At 64.5% G+C, this 15665-nt stretch carries 14 protein-coding genes; 12 read left to right on the top strand and 2 right to left on the bottom strand.

Translation table 11 applies throughout. The features are described from left to right. Nucleotides 1-10: 10 nt before the first annotated feature. The gene (locus tag F8R15_RS02515; protein ID WP_152843305.1) at nucleotides 11-919 is read right to left on the bottom strand and encodes a LysR family transcriptional regulator; all 909 of its coding nucleotides are present in this window, start codon (nucleotides 917-919) and stop codon (nucleotides 11-13) included. A 167-nt stretch (nucleotides 920-1086) separates the two neighbouring features. Here F8R15_RS02515 and F8R15_RS02510 point away from each other — a divergent pair, with 167 nt between their 5' ends. The 6 genes from F8R15_RS02510 (at nucleotide 1087) to F8R15_RS02485 (ending at nucleotide 8073) form a co-directional block, all read left to right on the top strand. Continuing rightward, nucleotides 1087-1848, top strand: a complete 762-nt coding sequence (locus F8R15_RS02510) for an HAD-IIA family hydrolase (protein ID WP_152843303.1) — start codon at nucleotides 1087-1089, stop codon at nucleotides 1846-1848. Further along, on the top strand, nucleotides 1842-2771 hold the full coding sequence (locus F8R15_RS02505; RefSeq protein ID WP_078539987.1) for an ABC transporter permease: 930 nt from the start codon (nucleotides 1842-1844) through the stop codon (nucleotides 2769-2771). The genes F8R15_RS02510 and F8R15_RS02505 overlap by 7 nt, the downstream gene beginning before the upstream one ends. Nucleotides 2772-2775: 4 nt before the next feature. Next, a complete protein-coding gene (locus tag F8R15_RS02500; protein ID WP_083078680.1) occupies nucleotides 2776-3657 on the top strand; it encodes an ABC transporter permease in 882 nt (293 codons plus the stop codon). Between the two features lie 63 nt (nucleotides 3658-3720). Then, nucleotides 3721-5286, top strand: coding sequence for an ABC transporter substrate-binding protein (locus F8R15_RS02495; protein ID WP_152843301.1), 1566 nt, complete (start codon nucleotides 3721-3723; stop codon nucleotides 5284-5286). 69 nt (nucleotides 5287-5355) lie between these two features. Further along, nucleotides 5356-6231, top strand: a complete 876-nt coding sequence (locus tag F8R15_RS02490) for a metallophosphoesterase (RefSeq protein WP_143594682.1) — start codon at nucleotides 5356-5358, stop codon at nucleotides 6229-6231. Between the two features lie 3 nt (nucleotides 6232-6234). Then, nucleotides 6235-8073 (top strand): ABC transporter ATP-binding protein, encoded by a 1839-nt coding sequence (locus F8R15_RS02485; RefSeq protein ID WP_152843299.1) that lies wholly within the window; start codon nucleotides 6235-6237, stop codon nucleotides 8071-8073. 35 nt (nucleotides 8074-8108) lie between these two features. Here the strand turns inward: F8R15_RS02485 and F8R15_RS02480 are convergent, their stop codons facing one another. After that, nucleotides 8109-8924, bottom strand: a complete 816-nt coding sequence (locus tag F8R15_RS02480; protein ID WP_172976150.1) for a helix-turn-helix transcriptional regulator — start codon at nucleotides 8922-8924, stop codon at nucleotides 8109-8111. A 127-nt stretch (nucleotides 8925-9051) separates the two neighbouring features. Here F8R15_RS02480 and F8R15_RS02475 point away from each other — a divergent pair, with 127 nt between their 5' ends. The 6 genes from F8R15_RS02475 to F8R15_RS02450 all read left to right on the top strand — a co-directional run bounded on the left by F8R15_RS02475 (nucleotide 9052) and on the right by F8R15_RS02450 (nucleotide 15632). Then, nucleotides 9052-10398 (top strand): glutamine synthetase family protein, encoded by a 1347-nt coding sequence (locus F8R15_RS02475; protein ID WP_253732322.1) that lies wholly within the window; start codon nucleotides 9052-9054, stop codon nucleotides 10396-10398. 74 nt (nucleotides 10399-10472) lie between these two features. After that, complete coding sequence (locus F8R15_RS02470; protein ID WP_158522092.1) at nucleotides 10473-11582, top strand: PotD/PotF family extracellular solute-binding protein; 1110 nt, start codon at nucleotides 10473-10475, stop codon at nucleotides 11580-11582. Nucleotides 11583-11644: 62 nt separating this feature from the next. Then, nucleotides 11645-12733 (top strand): ABC transporter ATP-binding protein, encoded by a 1089-nt coding sequence (locus F8R15_RS02465; RefSeq protein ID WP_152843295.1) that lies wholly within the window; start codon nucleotides 11645-11647, stop codon nucleotides 12731-12733. Nucleotides 12734-12736: 3 nt separating this feature from the next. Continuing rightward, the gene (locus F8R15_RS02460; RefSeq protein ID WP_078545692.1) at nucleotides 12737-13609 is read left to right on the top strand and encodes an ABC transporter permease; all 873 of its coding nucleotides are present in this window, start codon (nucleotides 12737-12739) and stop codon (nucleotides 13607-13609) included. After that, nucleotides 13602-14435 carry an ABC transporter permease gene (locus F8R15_RS02455; protein ID WP_078519941.1) on the top strand — a complete coding sequence of 278 codons (834 nt, stop codon included), beginning with the start codon at nucleotides 13602-13604 and terminating at the stop codon, nucleotides 14433-14435. The genes F8R15_RS02460 and F8R15_RS02455 overlap by 8 nt, the downstream gene beginning before the upstream one ends. A gap of 21 nt (nucleotides 14436-14456) precedes the next feature. Continuing rightward, nucleotides 14457-15632 (top strand): iron-containing alcohol dehydrogenase, encoded by a 1176-nt coding sequence (locus F8R15_RS02450; RefSeq protein WP_152843294.1) that lies wholly within the window; start codon nucleotides 14457-14459, stop codon nucleotides 15630-15632. Nucleotides 15633-15665: the final 33 nt, after the last annotated feature.

The raw sequence follows: 15665 nt of genomic DNA, 5'->3' as shown, positions 1-15665 counted from the left end.
GTCGGCGCGCTTAGTCTCGAATGACCTCCGCGCCAGCGGCCCCGGCAGGATCGATCTGGCTGGCGGCGTTGAAGAACAGTTCGATCAACTCGTTTCTTTCGTCCTTCAGGGCGAACACGACCTCGTCCACCGTTGACCGGATGTCGCGGATCAGAAGCCTGCGCACGGTATCGGTTCGGTAAGTGCCGAAGCGCCACATGAAGCCGACACCGATCCCCAGCGCCACCGCCTCGTAGACGGCGTCGCGAGTATCGGCGATCAGCTGCGGCTCGGGGGACAGGCCGGTCGCACGGAAGGCGCGGTCGACGACCTTCTGGGTGGAGGACCCCTGCGAGCGGAAGATCAACGGCAGCCGCGCCAGTTCTTCGAGGCTGACCTCGTCGCGCAAACCGGTCGGGCTGTCGGCGGAGACGATGCCCACCACCTCCTGCGACAGCACCCGCGCGGTGCGGAACCGGCGATCGTTCGGCAGATCGGGCAGCACCGCGACATCGACCTCGCGCCGCAGCAGGGCCGCGAGAATGTCCTGATGCGAGCCGCTTTCCACCGAGACCGTCAGCGAGGGGTGCTGGCGCAGAAGTTGGTGGACGATCGCGATGCCCGGCATCGAATTGCCCAGACCGACGCGCAGCCTGCGCCTGCCGGTCGGGCCCCGGCGTTCGAGGATGCGCAGCGCGTCATGTTCGGCCTCGCGCATCCGGGCGCCGATGTCGCAAAGCTGCTCGCACAGCGGCGTGGCACAAAGGGTTCCGTTGAGCTTGTCGAACAGCCGCACGCCGAAGGCGGTCTCGAGATCGCGAATCTGCTGCGCGACTGCGGAATGCGACACCCCCAATCGGCGCGCAGCGGCCGAAAAAGAGCCCTCCTCGGCGACCGCAGTCACCGAGCGCAGGCGGGAAAGCGACAGGGCGCTCGCCATAGATCCAACCGAAGCTTTCATCATCCGACAGCTTAGCTTGCAGATGTAACATCCACGTCACAGAAACTCGTCAAACCGTGAGCAGTCCGGGGCGACGCCCCATCACCGCATGAACAGACGCGCATCGCGCGAACGGGGCCGAGGCCCCGAACGGAGAGGATTTGCCCATGACCCAGCCTGTCGGATTGTCCGAGTTCCTGTCAGGGCCGCTCCCCGAACGTGCTGCGGTTCTGGCCGATCTCGATGGCTGTCTGATCGCTGGGGACCGCGTTCTGCCCGGCGTGCCCGAACTGATCGAGCGCTGCGGCGAGCGGCTTTGGGTCGTCTCGAACAATTCCACCGACACCGCCGAGCACCTCTCGGCCCGGCTCGGCCTGATGGGGCTCGCGGTAGCCGCCGAGCGCATGGTGCTGGCGGGCGAGGAAACGCTCCGCAATCTGCAGCGCCGTCGCCCCGGTGCGCGGGTCGCACTTTTCGCCGCGCCGCCGCTTGTCACGCTGGCGCGCAAGCTGGGGCTGGTGCCCGACCGGACGCAGCCCGAGCTTGTGCTTCTGGCGCGCGACACCGGTTTCAGCTTCGCCGACCTGACGGAACTCACCGCAATGGCGGCGCGGGGCCTGCCCGTGCTGCTGAGCAATCCCGACACGTTCCATCCCGGCCCTGACGGCACGCCCCGACCCGAGACCGGCGCGCTTTGGGCTGCGGCGCGCGCCGCAGTGCCCGCCGCCACCGCGTCGAGCCTCGCCAAGCCCGCCCCCGATCTGGTTCACGCCGCGCTGTCCCGCGCCGGGGTCGCGCCGGGCGCGGCGGTCTTCCTTGGCGATACGCCCGAAACAGATGGCCGCGCGGCCGCCGCCGCCGGGGTCGAGTTCGTCCTGCTGGCCCGGCCCGGTGGCGTGACCCTCGCCCAGGAGATCGTGACATGCTGAGCTACACCCTGCGCACCCTCGTCCGGATGGCGCTGACCTTCTTCGTGATCGTCACGCTTGTGTTCTTCGCCACACGCCTGTCGGGGAACGCCATCGATTTCCTCGCGGGCGAGGGCATGACCCAAGAAGACCGCGAGATCCTGATCCGCTATTACGAGCTCGACCGGTCGCTCTGGGATCAATACTTCGCCTTCCTGCGCGCCTTCCTCGACGGGAATTTCGGCCTGTCCTTCATCGAGCGCCGACCGGTCATCCAGATCGTGGCGGAGCGGTTGTGGCCCTCGGCGCAGCTCCTCCTGTCGGCGATCGGCCTCACCCTCGTCGTGTCGCTCCCGCTGGGCATGATCGCCGCGATCTGGCGCAAGCACTGGCTGGGCAGCGCGGCGATGGTCGTCGCCTTCCTCGGCTATGCGGTGCCGAACTTCATCCTCGCCGTGGTGATGGTCTTGGTCTTCGCCTACTGGCTGAACTGGTTGCCGGTGGTGGGCAATGGAACGCCTTTGCATTTCATCATGCCGACGCTGGCGATGTCGGGAGTGCTGATCGCGGCGCTCACGCGCTTCACCCGCAACGCCATGCTCGACGTGCTGGGGCAGGACTTCATGCGCACCGCCCGCGCCAAGGGCCTGCCCGAGCGCGCGGTGATCCTGCGCCACGGATTGCGCAATGCCTCGATCACGCTGCTGTCGGTGATCGGTCTCCAGATCGCGGGGCTCGCCGCCTCCGGCTCGGTGGTGGTGGAATCGATCTTCGCCTGGCCCGGCATCGGCGACCTGCTCGTCTCCTCGGCGATCCGGCGCGACTACCCGGTGCTCCAGTTCGGGGTCATCACCGTCGCCATCGCCGTCATCCTCATCAACGCCGCCATCGACCTTGCCTATGCCTGGGCCGATCCGCGCCTGCGCCATCAACTCAAAGGGTGATCCGATGACCATGGCCCTCAACACTCCCGCGCCTTCGGCCCTGCACCGCCTTTGGACCGGCACCAACGTGATCCAGAAAGTCGCCTTCGCGGTCGGGCTGGCCCTCTTGCTCATGGCTTTCCTCGGCCCGCTGATCGCGCCGCATGATCCCAATGCGCAAAGCCTGCTCTCGCGGCTGCGCCCGCCGATCGGTTTTGATCGTGCGAAGGTCGCCTATCCGCTGGGCACGGACGAGCTGGGCCGCGATGTCCTCTCGCGCAGCCTGCACGGTCTGCGCCTGACGCTGATGCTGGCGATCCTCGGCGCGCTGCTGGGGCTTCTCGTCGGCGGGCTGCTCGGGCTGCTGGCAGGCGTGGTCGGCGGACGCACCGATGCCGCGATCATGTCGGCGGTCGATACCCAGATCGCGGTGCCCTTCACGCTGATCGCGCTGTTCACGCTCGCGATCTTCGGCAGCTCGCTTCAGGTGATGGTCATCGTCCTCGGCCTCGCCGGTTGGGAGCAGTATGCCCGGATCGTGCGTGGCGACGTGCGCCGCCTGATGCATCTGCCCTTCATCGAGGCCGCTCGCGCCGCAGGCGCCAGCCCCCGGCGCATCGCCTTCACCCACCTGCTGCCCAATATCGTCTCGCCGCTGGTGGTCCAGTTCACGCTGTCGCTGTCGAATATCGTGCTGCTTGAAAGCACGCTGTCCTTCCTCGGCCTCGGCGTGCAGCCGCCCACCGCGACACTTGGTTCGATGGTCGGCATCGGTCGCGACTACATGCCGACCGCTCCCTGGATCGTCATCGTCCCCGCCGCGCTGATCGTGTTGCTGACCTTCGCCGTCCAGGTGGTCGGTGACTGGTTGCGCGACAGCGTCGACGTGCGCCTGCGCGCACGCTGACACCCCGCAACAAGAACAGAAGGCCGCAAGCGCCCGTCGTCAAACCCTGCAATGGAGATACCAATGCTCAGACTGCTCGTTTCCACCGCTCTTGCCGCCGGCATCGCTGCCGCTGGCGTCACGGGGGCTCAGGCCCGCGAACTGAAAGTCGGCGCTGCCAACGTCGCCAAATATCTCGATCCCGGCCGCGACCACTCGAATGTCGGCTCGCAGTTCTACTACAACACCTTCGACACGCTGATCGACAAGGATCACGAAAAGATCGGCGGCGAATGGCGGCCCGGTCTGGCGACCGAATGGAACCTCGTTTCGCCCAAGGTCATGGAGTTCAAGCTCCGTCAGGGCGTGACTTTCCAGAACGGCGAAGCGATGACCGCCGATGACGTGGTCTTCTCGCTCAACCGCATGTATCAGGCCACGTTCCCGCCCTACATGGTGCGTTCGAAGGACCGTCTGAACAACTTCGAGAAGGCCGAGAAGGTCGACGATTACACCGTCCGCATCACCGTGAAGCGCGAAGAGCCGCTTTGGGAAACGCTCGTGAACCTGCAGCAGGTCATGATCATCCCCGAAGACTACACCAAGGGCCTGACCGGCGATCCGAACGTGGCCGAGGACAGCGATTACGAAGCCTTCTCGATGGCTCCGGTCGGCACCGGCCCCTATGCGATCAGCGAGTTCAGCCCCGGCGAGCGCGTGGTCTATACCCGCTTCGACAATTTCTGGGGCGACAAGGCGCCGCTGGAAAAGGTCTCCGTGATCCATATCCCGGAAACCGCCTCGCGCATCACCGCGCTCAAGACCGGCGAAGTCGACATGATCACCAATGTCGCGCCCGACCAGCTGTCGCTGATCGAAGCCGACCCGAGCATCAAGGCCGCGGGCAGCGTCACGCCGCTGTTCCACGTCATGATCATGAACACCAACCATCCCAAGCTGCGCGATCCGCGCATCCGTCAGGCGCTCAGCCTCGCGATCGACCGCGACGCGCTGAACGAGGCGCTCTGGCTGGGCAAGGCCGTCGTTCCCTCGACCCACACGATGAAGGAATACGGCGATCTCTACATGCCGGAGCTGAAGACCTTCGAATACAATCCCGAGAAGGCCCGCGAACTGCTGAAGGAAGCTGGCTATGACGGGTTCGAGATCACCTATGACACCGACCCGGTCTATTACACCAACGGCCTTCTGGCCGCGCAGGCCATCGTCGAGATGTGGGCGCAGGTCGGCATCAAGGGCAAGGTGAACGTTGCCGAGAAATGGACCGGCAACAGCAAGGACATGATGACCCGCAACTGGTCGAACCCGATGTATTTCGCGGACCCCTTCGGCTCGTTCGGCGTCATGTGGGCTCCGGATGCGGCCTCGGAATCGGAAGGCCGTTTCACCACCGACGAAGCCTATCGCAAGACCTGGGACAAGTTCCGCTTCTCCAAGGATGTCGCGGATCGTCGCGCCGCCTATGCCGAGCTGATGGATCGCATCAAGCAGGACCCGCCGGTGCTGCCGCTCTATCGTCCCTATGAGAGCTGGGCGATGCGCAAGGATATCGCCTGGGCGCCGAAGCCCGGCCACATCCCCTATGTGCTCGACTTCCGCGCCGGGGCGATCTCCTTCGCCTCCAACTAACGCTCCCCGCCCGTCGCCGCTTATGCGCGGCGGCGGGCACCTTCCCCCAACTCTTTGGAAAGTTTCAGTATGTCCACCCGTATCGCCATCGTCACTGATATCCACCATGGCAAGCCCTCGACCGCGAAGCGCGGCGACATGGCGCTGCCCCTGATGGAAGACTTCGCCCGTTACGTTCGCGACGGCGGCGCCGATCTGGTGCTCGATCTCGGGGACCGGATCTCGGATGAGAACCGCGACACCGACCTGCGGCTGGAAGCCGAGGTGGCCGAGGCCTTCCGCGCCGTCGAGGCCCCGATCCTGCATCTCAACGGCAACCATGATCGCGATCATCTGGAGGTCTCGGATAACGAAGGGATCCTCGGCCAGACGCTCGATCACGGGGTCGTCGATGTCGGTGGCTGGCGCATCGTCCTGTGGCGTGCCGATACGCGTATCCGCCGGATGCCCGACTATTCCGGCTTCGTGCTGACCGAGCCCGATGTGGTCTGGCTCTCGCGCACCATGCAGGCGAGCGATCGTCCGACGCTCGTGGTCAGCCATGTGCCGATCTCGGGTCATTCGCAGCTGGGCAACTACTATTTCGAGAACAACCCGGCCAGCTCGACCTATCCGATGGCCGAGCGCGCCCGTGCCGCTCTGTCTCGCGCGAAGGTGCCGGTCGTCTGTCTTGCCGGTCACGTGCATTGGAACACTGTCACCACGGTCGACGGCATCACCCATCTGACCCAGCAATCTCTGACCGAGAGCTTCACCACCGAGGGCGAGCCCGCCGGCGCGATGGGGATGATCGAACTGGGCGACAGCTTCCGCTGGGAGGTCGTGGGCGACGATCCCTTCTCCTTCGAGACCACTCCCCGCCATCGCCGCTGGACGCCCCCGCTGCCGTCCTTCGCCGACCACCCCGAGGCACGCGTCCGCCGCGCTGCCGCAGCCGCGAGTTGATCCATGAGCCGCGCACCGCTTCTGTCCGTTCAGAACCTGAGCCTCGCTTTCGGCTCCCACACCGCGCTGTCGGGGCTCAGCTTCGACATCGTACGCGGAGAGACCGTCGCGCTGGTGGGGGAGTCCGGCTCGGGCAAATCCGCCACCGCGCTGGCGCTGATGCGCCTGATCGAACGCGAGGGCGGGCGCCTGACTGGTGGGCGCATCGATCTGGACGGCGACACGCCGGTCGAGATCACGGCGCTCGAGGAACGCGAGATGCAGCAGGTGCGCGGCAACCGGATCTCTATGATCTTTCAGGAGCCGATGACCGCGCTCAACCCGGTGATGCCGCTTGGCGAACAGGTGGCAGAAGTCTTGCGCCTGCATCAGGGGCTGGACCGCAAGGCGGCGCTGGCGGTGGCCCGTGCCGCGTTCGCGCGGGTCAAGATCCCCGAACCCGAACGGCGGCTGGTGCAATATCCGCACGAGCTGTCGGGCGGTCTGCGTCAGCGCGTCATGATCGCGATGGCGCTGGCCTGCCAGCCCGATCTGCTGATCGCCGATGAACCGACGACCGCGCTCGACGTGACGACGCAGGCGGAAATCCTGTCGCTGATCAAAGAGCTGCAGGAAGAGAGCGGAATGGCCGTGCTGTTCATCACCCATGACATGGGGGTGGTGGCCGAGATCGCCGACCGCGTGGTCGTGCTGTGCCGCGGCGAACAGGTCGAAACCGGTCCGGTCGGGCAGATCTTCGCCGCACCGCAGGCCGAATATACCCGCAACCTGATGGCGGCGACGCCGATGCTGGGCGCGGGGGCTCCGAAACGACCGCTCGGCGCCGATGCGCCGCTCCTCGAAGTCGACCGGCTGTCGGTTCGTTTCCCGGTGCGCCGCGCTGCTCCGGGGCGGCCTGCGCTCGATTATCACGCGGTCAACGAGGTCTCGCTGACCCTCGGGCGTGGAGAAACGCTCGGGCTGGTGGGGGAATCCGGCTGTGGCAAATCCACTCTGGCGCGGACCTTGCTTGGGCTCGAGACGGCGTCTGGCGGGCGGGTTCGGCTGAGCGGGCAGACCCTGACCGGGCTGACGGCGCAAGAGCTGCGCCCGCTGCGCGGAAAGATGCAAATGGTTTTTCAGGACCCCTATGCCAGCCTCAACCCGCGGCTCCCGGTCTATGATCTGATCACCGAGCCCGCCCATATCCGCAACCCGATGACGCGCGCCGAGCGGCGGGCGATGGCGGGCGAGCTGCTGGAACGGGTCGGGCTGGAAACCGCCGCGATGGACCGCTACCCGCACCAGTTCTCCGGCGGGCAGCGTCAGCGGCTTTGCATCTGCCGCGCGCTTTCGGTCAAACCGGCGATCATCGTCGCGGATGAGGCGGTTTCAGCCCTCGACGTATCGGTTGCGCGGCAGATCACCGATCTGATCGCCAAGCTGCAGAAGGAAGAGGGCGTCTCGTTCCTCTTCATCTCCCATGACATTGCGGTCGTCGAACGCGTCAGCCACCGCATCGCCGTGATGTGGGCGGGGCAGGTTGTCGAAACCGGGCCGACCGACACCGTTCTGAAGAACCCGCTGCATCCCTATACCCGGCGACTGCTGTCGGCGGTGCCGCATCCGGACCCGCAGCGCAGACCGCTCCAGCGCGAGCGCGCAGCCGACCTGAAAACGCCGAAGCTTCTGCTGCCGCGCGCCACAGGCCCCGAGCGCATCGCGCTGCGCGAAGTAGGGGAGGGGCATTTCGTGGCCATCCGCGACACGGTCGAACTGATGGCCTACCAGTCGATGACGAGCGCCGCGCCAGAGGCAGTTCGCGAAGCGAAGCGCGAAGATGTCGGGAGTATGGTTTTCTAGCCGTCTCGCAGTCGTCGTCGGCGCAGGGCGCAGGGCTACCCGGATCGACGTTGCTGCAACTGACCTGCCACTGAACTTTCGTCCAGCGCCTTCAGGAAGAGCGAGAAGAGCTGCGCCTGAGACGAGATCGAAAGCTTCCGGTAGGCGTTCTTGCGATGGACCTTCACCGTCTCGTCGCTGATCTCGAGATTTGCGCCGATTGCGGTCGTTGAGTAGCCACGCAGCACCATCGCAATCACCTCGGTTTCGCGCGGGGTCAGCACCCCTCCGGCAATTCGGTCGAGCAGGACCTGCAGAGGGGGCAGGGCGCTATCTGCCGCATCGTCGCGCGCCTCGCGCGCTGCCGTGACGCCCCAATGGCCGCGCATCAGGGCTTCGATGACGGGGCCCACCTCGGCGAGACGCGTCCGCTCGCGCGCACTGAAAACCGGCTGGCCGCGTTCCCGGGCGAAGCTGATCACCGCGACCCGCTCCGGCCCGATCGCGGCGAAGATGCCGATCTCGTCGCGAATGCCGGTGCGGCTGTAATGCTTGGCGTAATATTCCGATTGGAAGAACTTGTCCGGTGCCATCTGTCGAAGACCGGCCATCCCCGAGCGCCGCCGTTCGGTCTCGGCGTAGAACGGGTCGAGCAGATACGGGCCGGTGCAGTAATCCCAGATCACGATCCGCGCCGCATCCGGCGGCAGATTGTGGTAGAGCGATTGCGGCGTTGCGTTGCCCTCATAGGCAAAGACCATGCAAATCTTGTAGGGAAACAGCGTCTCCGTCGCCCGGTCGAGCGTTCGGGCGAACTCTTCGGTCCCCATCGCAGTGATCGCATCCGCGATGCGCTCATTCCATCCTGACATCGTTCCCGGTCTCGCTTTGATCCGCGGCGCCCCTTGCGGGGAACGCGGCATACCCCTCGGGGGGTATTGGTAGGCTCAGCCAAGGCTCTAAGCTGAACCCGATCAAGAAAAAATGGAATGCTGCGGAATGCAAGCTGATACCCCCCATCATGTCGATATGCACGAAATGCTCGATCGGATCGGCGCACAATATGTGCATATCGGGATTTTCGATCAGGACGGGATGTTCCGCGTCAAACGGGTCGCGCGCGCCAAGGCGGAGAAGCTGGCCCAAGGGGGCTACCCGTTCTGCGATGTGCTCTACAATTGGGATAGCGCCGAGGAAACCTATGGGAGCGGCGACTATACCGATGTTCCGGCGCAGCTTTTCCCCGAGACGGTGCGCGCCTGGCCTTTTGAGGGCGATCAGGCGATCTGCATCGCCGATTATGCGATGCCCTTCGGAGAGCGGTCGGGGCGAAATCAGTTGATCCGCCAGCTCGAGAAAGCGCGGGACATGGGCTTCTCGGTCCATTCGGCTTTCGAGTTCGAGTTCAACCTGCTCGACGAGGACGCGGCGAGCCTGCGCGAAGGCGGGTTTGCCGAGCCCAAGCATTATGCGCTGGGCAACAAGACCTATTCGCTCGAGACGCTGGCGAATGAGCACGAGCTGCTCGATGGGCTCGTGGCGATGATGGAGAGCCTCGGGATCGGCCTCGATGCGCTGCATACGGAACTTGGCCCCGGCTGTCTGGAAGTGCCGCTGACCCATGCGCCCGGTGTGAAAGCCGCCGACGATGCCGCCTTGTTCAAGAACTTCGCGAAGACATACTTCCGGCGCCACGGGCTCACCGCCTGTTTCATGTCGAAGCTGAATGAAAACCTCTCGGGGCAATCCGGGCACCTGCATGTCTCGCTGCGTAACCTGACCGACAACAGCCCCGCCTTCGTCGATCCCGGCGATGCGGACGGGCTGAGCCAGACCGCCCGGCATTTCATCGCAGGATTGGTCGCTTTGATGCCGGAGATGCTCGCGCTGTGCAGCCAGACGGTGAATGCCTATCGCCGGATGGTTCCGGGGATGTGGGCGCCCACGGCGGCTTCATGGGCGATCCAGAACCGCACGGTCGCGGCGCGGGTGATGAATGACAGCCCCGATGCGACCCGCGTGGAGTTCCGTGTGCCATCGGCAGATACGAACCCGCATCTGGCCTTGGCCATGTGCCTCGGAGCCGGGTTGTGGGGGATCGAGAACGAGCTTGACCCGGGCCCGCCTGCCTCCGGTGATCAGTATCTTCTGGACCCGTCGCCCGACACCCGTTTCCCGAGCGATCTTGGCATGGCCGCCGAGCGGCTGAACGAAAGCAAAGTCGCTCGGGCGATTTTCGGCGACGTGTTCATCGACAGTTTCGTGCGTGCGCGGCGCCACGAATACGCTTCTTTCCTTCGCCATGTGAGCACTTGGGAACGGGAAAGATACCTAGAGGTCGTCTGAAACAAGAAAACAAAGCTGGCCTTGATCCAACCAACCGGGAGTAAAGAGAGATGACAAAGTCCAAGGGAATACCGATGTTTTCACCCAACCGCCGCACGTTCCTGCAAGGCATGGGCGCGGCAGGGCTCGCGGGGGCAGGGTTGATGCCGCGAAAGGCACACGCCGCCACTTCGATGAAATTCATGTGCTGGGAGGGCTATGACAGCCCCGACATCATCAAGCCCTTCGAGGAGGCGAACGACGTTTCGATCTCGATCGACCTCATCACCGACAGCCCCGGCGGTTTCGCCAAGCTCGCAGCCGGCGCATGGCGCGATTTCGACGTCGTCGCCACCGACAGCCCCTGGGTGCAGCGCATGGGGCCGGCCGATATCGGGGAATTCCTCGACGATGCCGAGTTCGCCGATGTCTACGAGAGCTTCTACCCGCAGTTCCGCGCCCCTTTCGCGCCGCTGGATTTCGACGGGAAGACGACGGGCCTGCCGACGCGCTGGGGCTGGGTCGGGCCGACCGTCAACACCAAGTATGACAAGCTAGAGAACTGGAGCAGCTACGCCCCCTGTTTCGACCCGGCCTACAAGGACAAGATCTGTGTGCTCGACTGGGGCGACTGGCCGATCATGCCGATGGCGCTCTATGCCGGGATCGATCCCTACAAGGAGCTCGACGACGCCGAGCTCAACGAGATCCGCCTCGTGCTGCGCGCGCTCTTCAAGAACACGCGGGCGATCGTCGGTGACCTGTCGGTCGCGCAGAAGGGTTTGATGGACGGCTCGTTCAGAACCCTGATCGGGGGCGGCACCTACTGCACCTCGGCGCTGCGCAAGGATGGTCAGAAAGAGATCATGTCGATCGTGCCGGAGCCCAAGGACGGTTTGAACCAGGGCATCATCTGGATGGAAGCGGGCGGCGTCGTGAAAGACCCGGTCGACGATGCCAAGGCCAAGGCTCTGCTGCGCGACCTGACCTCGCCGGAAGTGGCCGTCAAGCTCGCCTGGACGGAAGCAACCTGCAACCTCGTGCCCTCGCAGGAGGCCGAAGCTCTGTTCACCGACGAGCAGAAGGACGTGCTGCAGATGGATTACATGTGGGAGGCCTGGGACAAATCCCACTTCCACAACGTGGCGCCGAATATCGACCAAATGCTTGAGATCTGGTCTCAGGAACTGGCCGCCGCGCGTTGATCTCCCGATTTGCAAGGGCGGTTTCGCCGCCCTTGCTCCCTTTCTGAGACAGGAAGTCCCCCTTGGTTTCTCCCATCATCAAAGCCACCGGAATCGATAAATACTACGGCACCTATCGCGCGCTGACCGATATCTCATTGGAAGTCGCCAATGGAGAATTTCTGGCCCTCGTCGGGCCTTCGGGCTGCGGCAAGACCACATTGCTCAAGATCCTGGCCGGTTTCGAGGACCTGTCAGCAGGCAGTCTCGTGATCGACGGGGAGGATATGACCGAGATCCCCGCCTCGGCCCGACCGACGCGGATGGTGTTCCAGAAGCTCGCGCTCTTCCCGCACAAGACCGTCGCGCAGAATATCGGCTTCCCGCTGCATCTGGCCAAACGCCCGAAGCCCGAGATCGACGCCGCCGTGCGCCGGATGCTGGAGCTGATGCATCTCAAGGAGAGCTACCTTAACCGCTATCCGCATGAGCTGTCGGGCGGGGAACAACAGCGCGTGGCGCTCGCGCGGTCGATGGTGTCGCAGCCGCCGGTGCTGCTGCTGGACGAGCCGATGAGCGCGCTCGATGCGAAGCTGAAGAAATCCCTTCAGGCTGAACTCAAGCACCTGCATCGCCATGTCGGGACGAGTTTCGTCCACGTCACGCATGACCTCGAAGAGGCGATGATGCTCGCCGACCGGATTTGCGTCATGCGCGCGGGAAAGATCGTGCAACTGGGCGAGCCGTCCGAGATTTATTACCGCCCCGCGAATGCCTTCGTGGCCGGGTTCATCGGGGATACCAACCTGCTGCCCGCCGAGGTCACCCGAGAGGGCGATGCGTTCCGGTTCTCCTGCGACGTTCTCGATTGCCCAAACCCGATCATTGCTGCCGATCAGGTCGCGCCCGGTGTCGCGGCGGGGGCCGATGCCGCGCTGATGATCCGTCCGGAAATGCTGCGCCTGCTTGCGCAAGGTGAAAGCGCCGACTGTACCATCACCGGGACGGTGAACGAGTTCTTTATCCGGGGCGCATCGATACAATATCGGATCGCGGCGGCTGGAACCGAGATCGTGATGGATATCCCCGGCACCTCCACCTTGCCGGCGAAACAGGGCGATCCGGTGAAGCTCGGCCTTGCGCTGGGCGACCTGTTCGCCGTGGAGGCGTAAACGATGGCCGAGATACAGAAATCCTGGCGGGACGGGGCGTTGCGCCTGTCGACCTTGCCGCTCTTGCTGCTGATGGGGCTGTTCTTCGTGATCCCGCTGATCATGACGGCGCTCCTGAGCTTTCAGGGCACGCAATACTATCGGCTTGTCTGGACTTGGGATCTGAAGGTCTGGACCGACGTGTTCAGCCAGGTCCACTACTGGACGATCATGTGGCGCACCTTGATGATGGCGCTGGTTTGCACGGTGCTCTGCACCATCCTCGCGATCCCGATCGCTTATGGCATGCTGCATCGCCTGTCGCGCTGGTCCGACCATATCACGCTGCTGATGGTCTTCGCCTTTCTCACCGACGCGGTCCTGAAGACCTTCGGTTGGGTGCTGTTTCTCGACCGCTCCGGCGTTTTGAACGGCACGCTCGAGGCGATCGGATTTCCGCCGGCCGCGGTGAACGTGCTCTTCACGCCGAACGCGACGATGATCGGCATGGTCTACAACCTGCTGCCCTATACGATCTTCACCATCGCGCTCTCCATGGCGCGGATCGACGGAGATCTGGTGCTCGCGGCACGTGACGCGGGTGCGTCTCGGCTGCGCGCCTTCATCGAGGTGACCTTGCCGCTTGCAAAGCCCGGCATCTGGGCGGGCGCGGTTCTGGTGTTCGTCCTCAGCCTCGGCGTGTTTCTCGAGCCGAAGGTGATGGGGGGCGGGACCTCTCCGCTCGCGGCGGAACTGATCCGCCAGAGTTTCGAGACCCGCGTGAACTGGCCCCTGGGGGCGGCGCTGACGCTCGTCCTGATAGTGATCGGGGCGGCGGCTTTGACGGTGGCCGGAGCGGTCGCGCTCTGGCAGGCGCGGAGGGTGGTAAATGACTGATCGCATGGAAAAGCGAATTGCGGATGTCCTGCTTTACGGCTCCGTGTTCGCCGCGCTGATTTTCTTCTACATCCCGATTGCCACGCTGGTGCTGTTCTCCTTCACCAAGAGTCGCTTCCTGTCCTGGCCGATCCCCGAATTCTCGACCCGCTGGTATGGCGAGTTGCTGGCGGATCGCGATTTCTGGTCCGCGCTTGGCAATTCGGCGCTTCTCGCGGTGCTCGCGACGGTCTTCGCGACTCTTCTTGGCATAGGCGGCGCCTTCGCCTGGAGCCGCTACAAGTTCCGCTTCCAGTGGGGCTTTCGTATCCTGACCTTCGCGCCGCTCCTGTTCCCGCAGCTTCTGCTGGGCGTCGTGATGCTCTTGTGGTTCTCGGTGCTGGCCGGCTGGCTGAACATGTCGCCCGGGCTTTGGTCTGCGGTGATCGGGCATGTTATCTACATCACGCCGTTCTGCATCGTGATCATCTCGGTGCAGATGCAGGGCTACGACAACACGCTCGACTATGCCGCCGAGGATGCGGGGGCGACCCGCTGGCAGATCCTGCGGGAGATCACGCTTCCCCTGATCTGGCCGGGGATCTTCTCGGCCGCGATCTTCGCCTTCCTGCTATCGTGGGGGAATTTCTACATAACCTACAGCCTCTCGGGCTCGACGCGCACGCTCCCGACCTTCGTCTTTTCGGGGATCGCTGTGGGTTCGTCCCCGATCTACCCGGCCCTCGCCACGCTGACCTTCATCCCCGCCTTGGTATTGATCTTCGCCGTCGACAGGTTGCGCAAACGCGCCGCCCGTCGCCGCCTGAGCGCGATTGCCGAGAGCTGATCACTTCGACAGGACCTTCCCATGAGTGAATTCGATTTTGCGAGCCTCCACGCGCGCTGGAGCTTCCCGACGCAAGTCTGGTTCGGAGCTTGGCGCCTGTCCGATCTCCCCGCAGGCTTGGCGGAGATCGGTGCGACGGCACCGCTCCTGATCACAGACAGGGGCCTCGCGACCTCTTCGATCGCAACGCAGGCGCTGGAGATCGTGAAAGCTGCAGGCATGGAGCCCGGGTTTTTCCACGATGTGCAGCCAAACCCCACTGTGGAAAATGTCATGGCGGGACGGGAGGTCTTGCGCAAAGGCGGCCATGATTGCGTCATCGCGCTTGGTGGGGGCTCCGCGATGGATGCTGCCAAGGCGGTCGCGATGATGGCGGGGCAGTCGCGCCCGCTTATGGATTTCGAGGATGTCGGCGACAACTTCCGGCGCGTTCAGACCGAGGGAATGGTGCCTGTCATCGCGATCCCGACAACGGCAGGGACGGGTTCCGAATTCGGCAGATCGTCGGTGATCACCGATACCCAGACCCATCGCAAGGTCATCATCTTCCACCCCGAGATGCTGCCGGAGCTGGTGATCCTCGATCCCGAGCTGACCGTTGGCCTGCCGCCCACTCTGACGGCTGCAACCGGTATGGATGCGCTCTCGCATGCGCTGGAAGCACTCTGTGCGCCGGGCTGGCACCCGATGGCCGATGGCTTGGCCCTGACGGCGCTGAAGATGATCGACGGAGCGCTCGCGACGGCCTATTGGGAGCCTGAAAATCTCGAGGCGCGTTCGAACATGATCGTCGCCTCCGCGATGGCCTGCACGGCCCTGCAAAAGGGGCTCGGGGCGGTGCATGCCTTGGCGCATCCCTTGGGCGCGCGTTACGATGCGCATCACGGAATGCTCAATGCGGTGCTGATGCCCCATGTGCTCCGCTTCAACCTGCCTGCCGTGAGAGAGCAGATGGCGACGCTCGCGCATGGATTGCGCCTTGAGGGCAACGATCCCGGCGCGGCGGTTCTTGCGTGGTTGGAGGCGTTGCAGGCGCGCATCGACATGCCCTCGACGCTGAGCGAGATGGGCGTCAAGGTTGATGACGGTGATATTCCCGCTCTGGTCGCCGATGCGTTGCGCGATCCCTGTGCCGGAGGAAATCCGATCCCCTTGGACGCGGAGGGGGTCGAGCAGATCTTGCGGGCCGCCCGCTGACTGCCGGGCTGCGGCGCACGTGATCCTCAAGTC

It is taken from the genome of Thioclava sp. JE_KL1 (assembly GCF_009296265.1).
GTDB lineage: Bacteria > Pseudomonadota > Alphaproteobacteria > Rhodobacterales > Rhodobacteraceae > Thioclava.
Note: the sequence above shows the minus strand (reverse complement) of the source record. Positions and strands in the feature narration are given on the sequence as shown.

Bases quoted from the DNA above. Each gene is read 5' to 3' on its own strand.
- F8R15_RS02505 (WP_078539987.1), top strand. From the start codon at position 1,842: ATGCTGAGCTACACCCTGCGCACCCTCGTCCGGATGGCGCTGACCTTC.
- F8R15_RS02455 (WP_078519941.1), top strand. From the start codon at position 13,602: ATGACTGATCGCATGGAAAAGCGAATTGCGGATGTCCTGCTTTACGGC.
- F8R15_RS02490 (WP_143594682.1), top strand. From the start codon at position 5,356: ATGTCCACCCGTATCGCCATCGTCACTGATATCCACCATGGCAAGCCC.
- F8R15_RS02470 (WP_158522092.1), top strand. From the start codon at position 10,473: ATGTTTTCACCCAACCGCCGCACGTTCCTGCAAGGCATGGGCGCGGCA.
- F8R15_RS02515 (WP_152843305.1), bottom strand. From the start codon at position 919: ATGGCGAGCGCCCTGTCGCTTTCCCGCCTGCGCTCGGTGACTGCGGTC.
- F8R15_RS02500 (WP_083078680.1), top strand. From the start codon at position 2,776: ATGACCATGGCCCTCAACACTCCCGCGCCTTCGGCCCTGCACCGCCTT.
- F8R15_RS02510 (WP_152843303.1), top strand. From the start codon at position 1,087: ATGACCCAGCCTGTCGGATTGTCCGAGTTCCTGTCAGGGCCGCTCCCC.
- F8R15_RS02480 (WP_172976150.1), bottom strand. From the start codon at position 8,924: ATGTCAGGATGGAATGAGCGCATCGCGGATGCGATCACTGCGATGGGG.
- F8R15_RS02495 (WP_152843301.1), top strand. From the start codon at position 3,721: ATGCTCAGACTGCTCGTTTCCACCGCTCTTGCCGCCGGCATCGCTGCC.
- F8R15_RS02460 (WP_078545692.1), top strand. From the start codon at position 12,737: ATGGCCGAGATACAGAAATCCTGGCGGGACGGGGCGTTGCGCCTGTCG.
- F8R15_RS02485 (WP_152843299.1), top strand. From the start codon at position 6,235: ATGAGCCGCGCACCGCTTCTGTCCGTTCAGAACCTGAGCCTCGCTTTC.
- F8R15_RS02450 (WP_152843294.1), top strand. From the start codon at position 14,457: ATGAGTGAATTCGATTTTGCGAGCCTCCACGCGCGCTGGAGCTTCCCG.
- F8R15_RS02475 (WP_253732322.1), top strand. From the start codon at position 9,052: ATGCAAGCTGATACCCCCCATCATGTCGATATGCACGAAATGCTCGAT.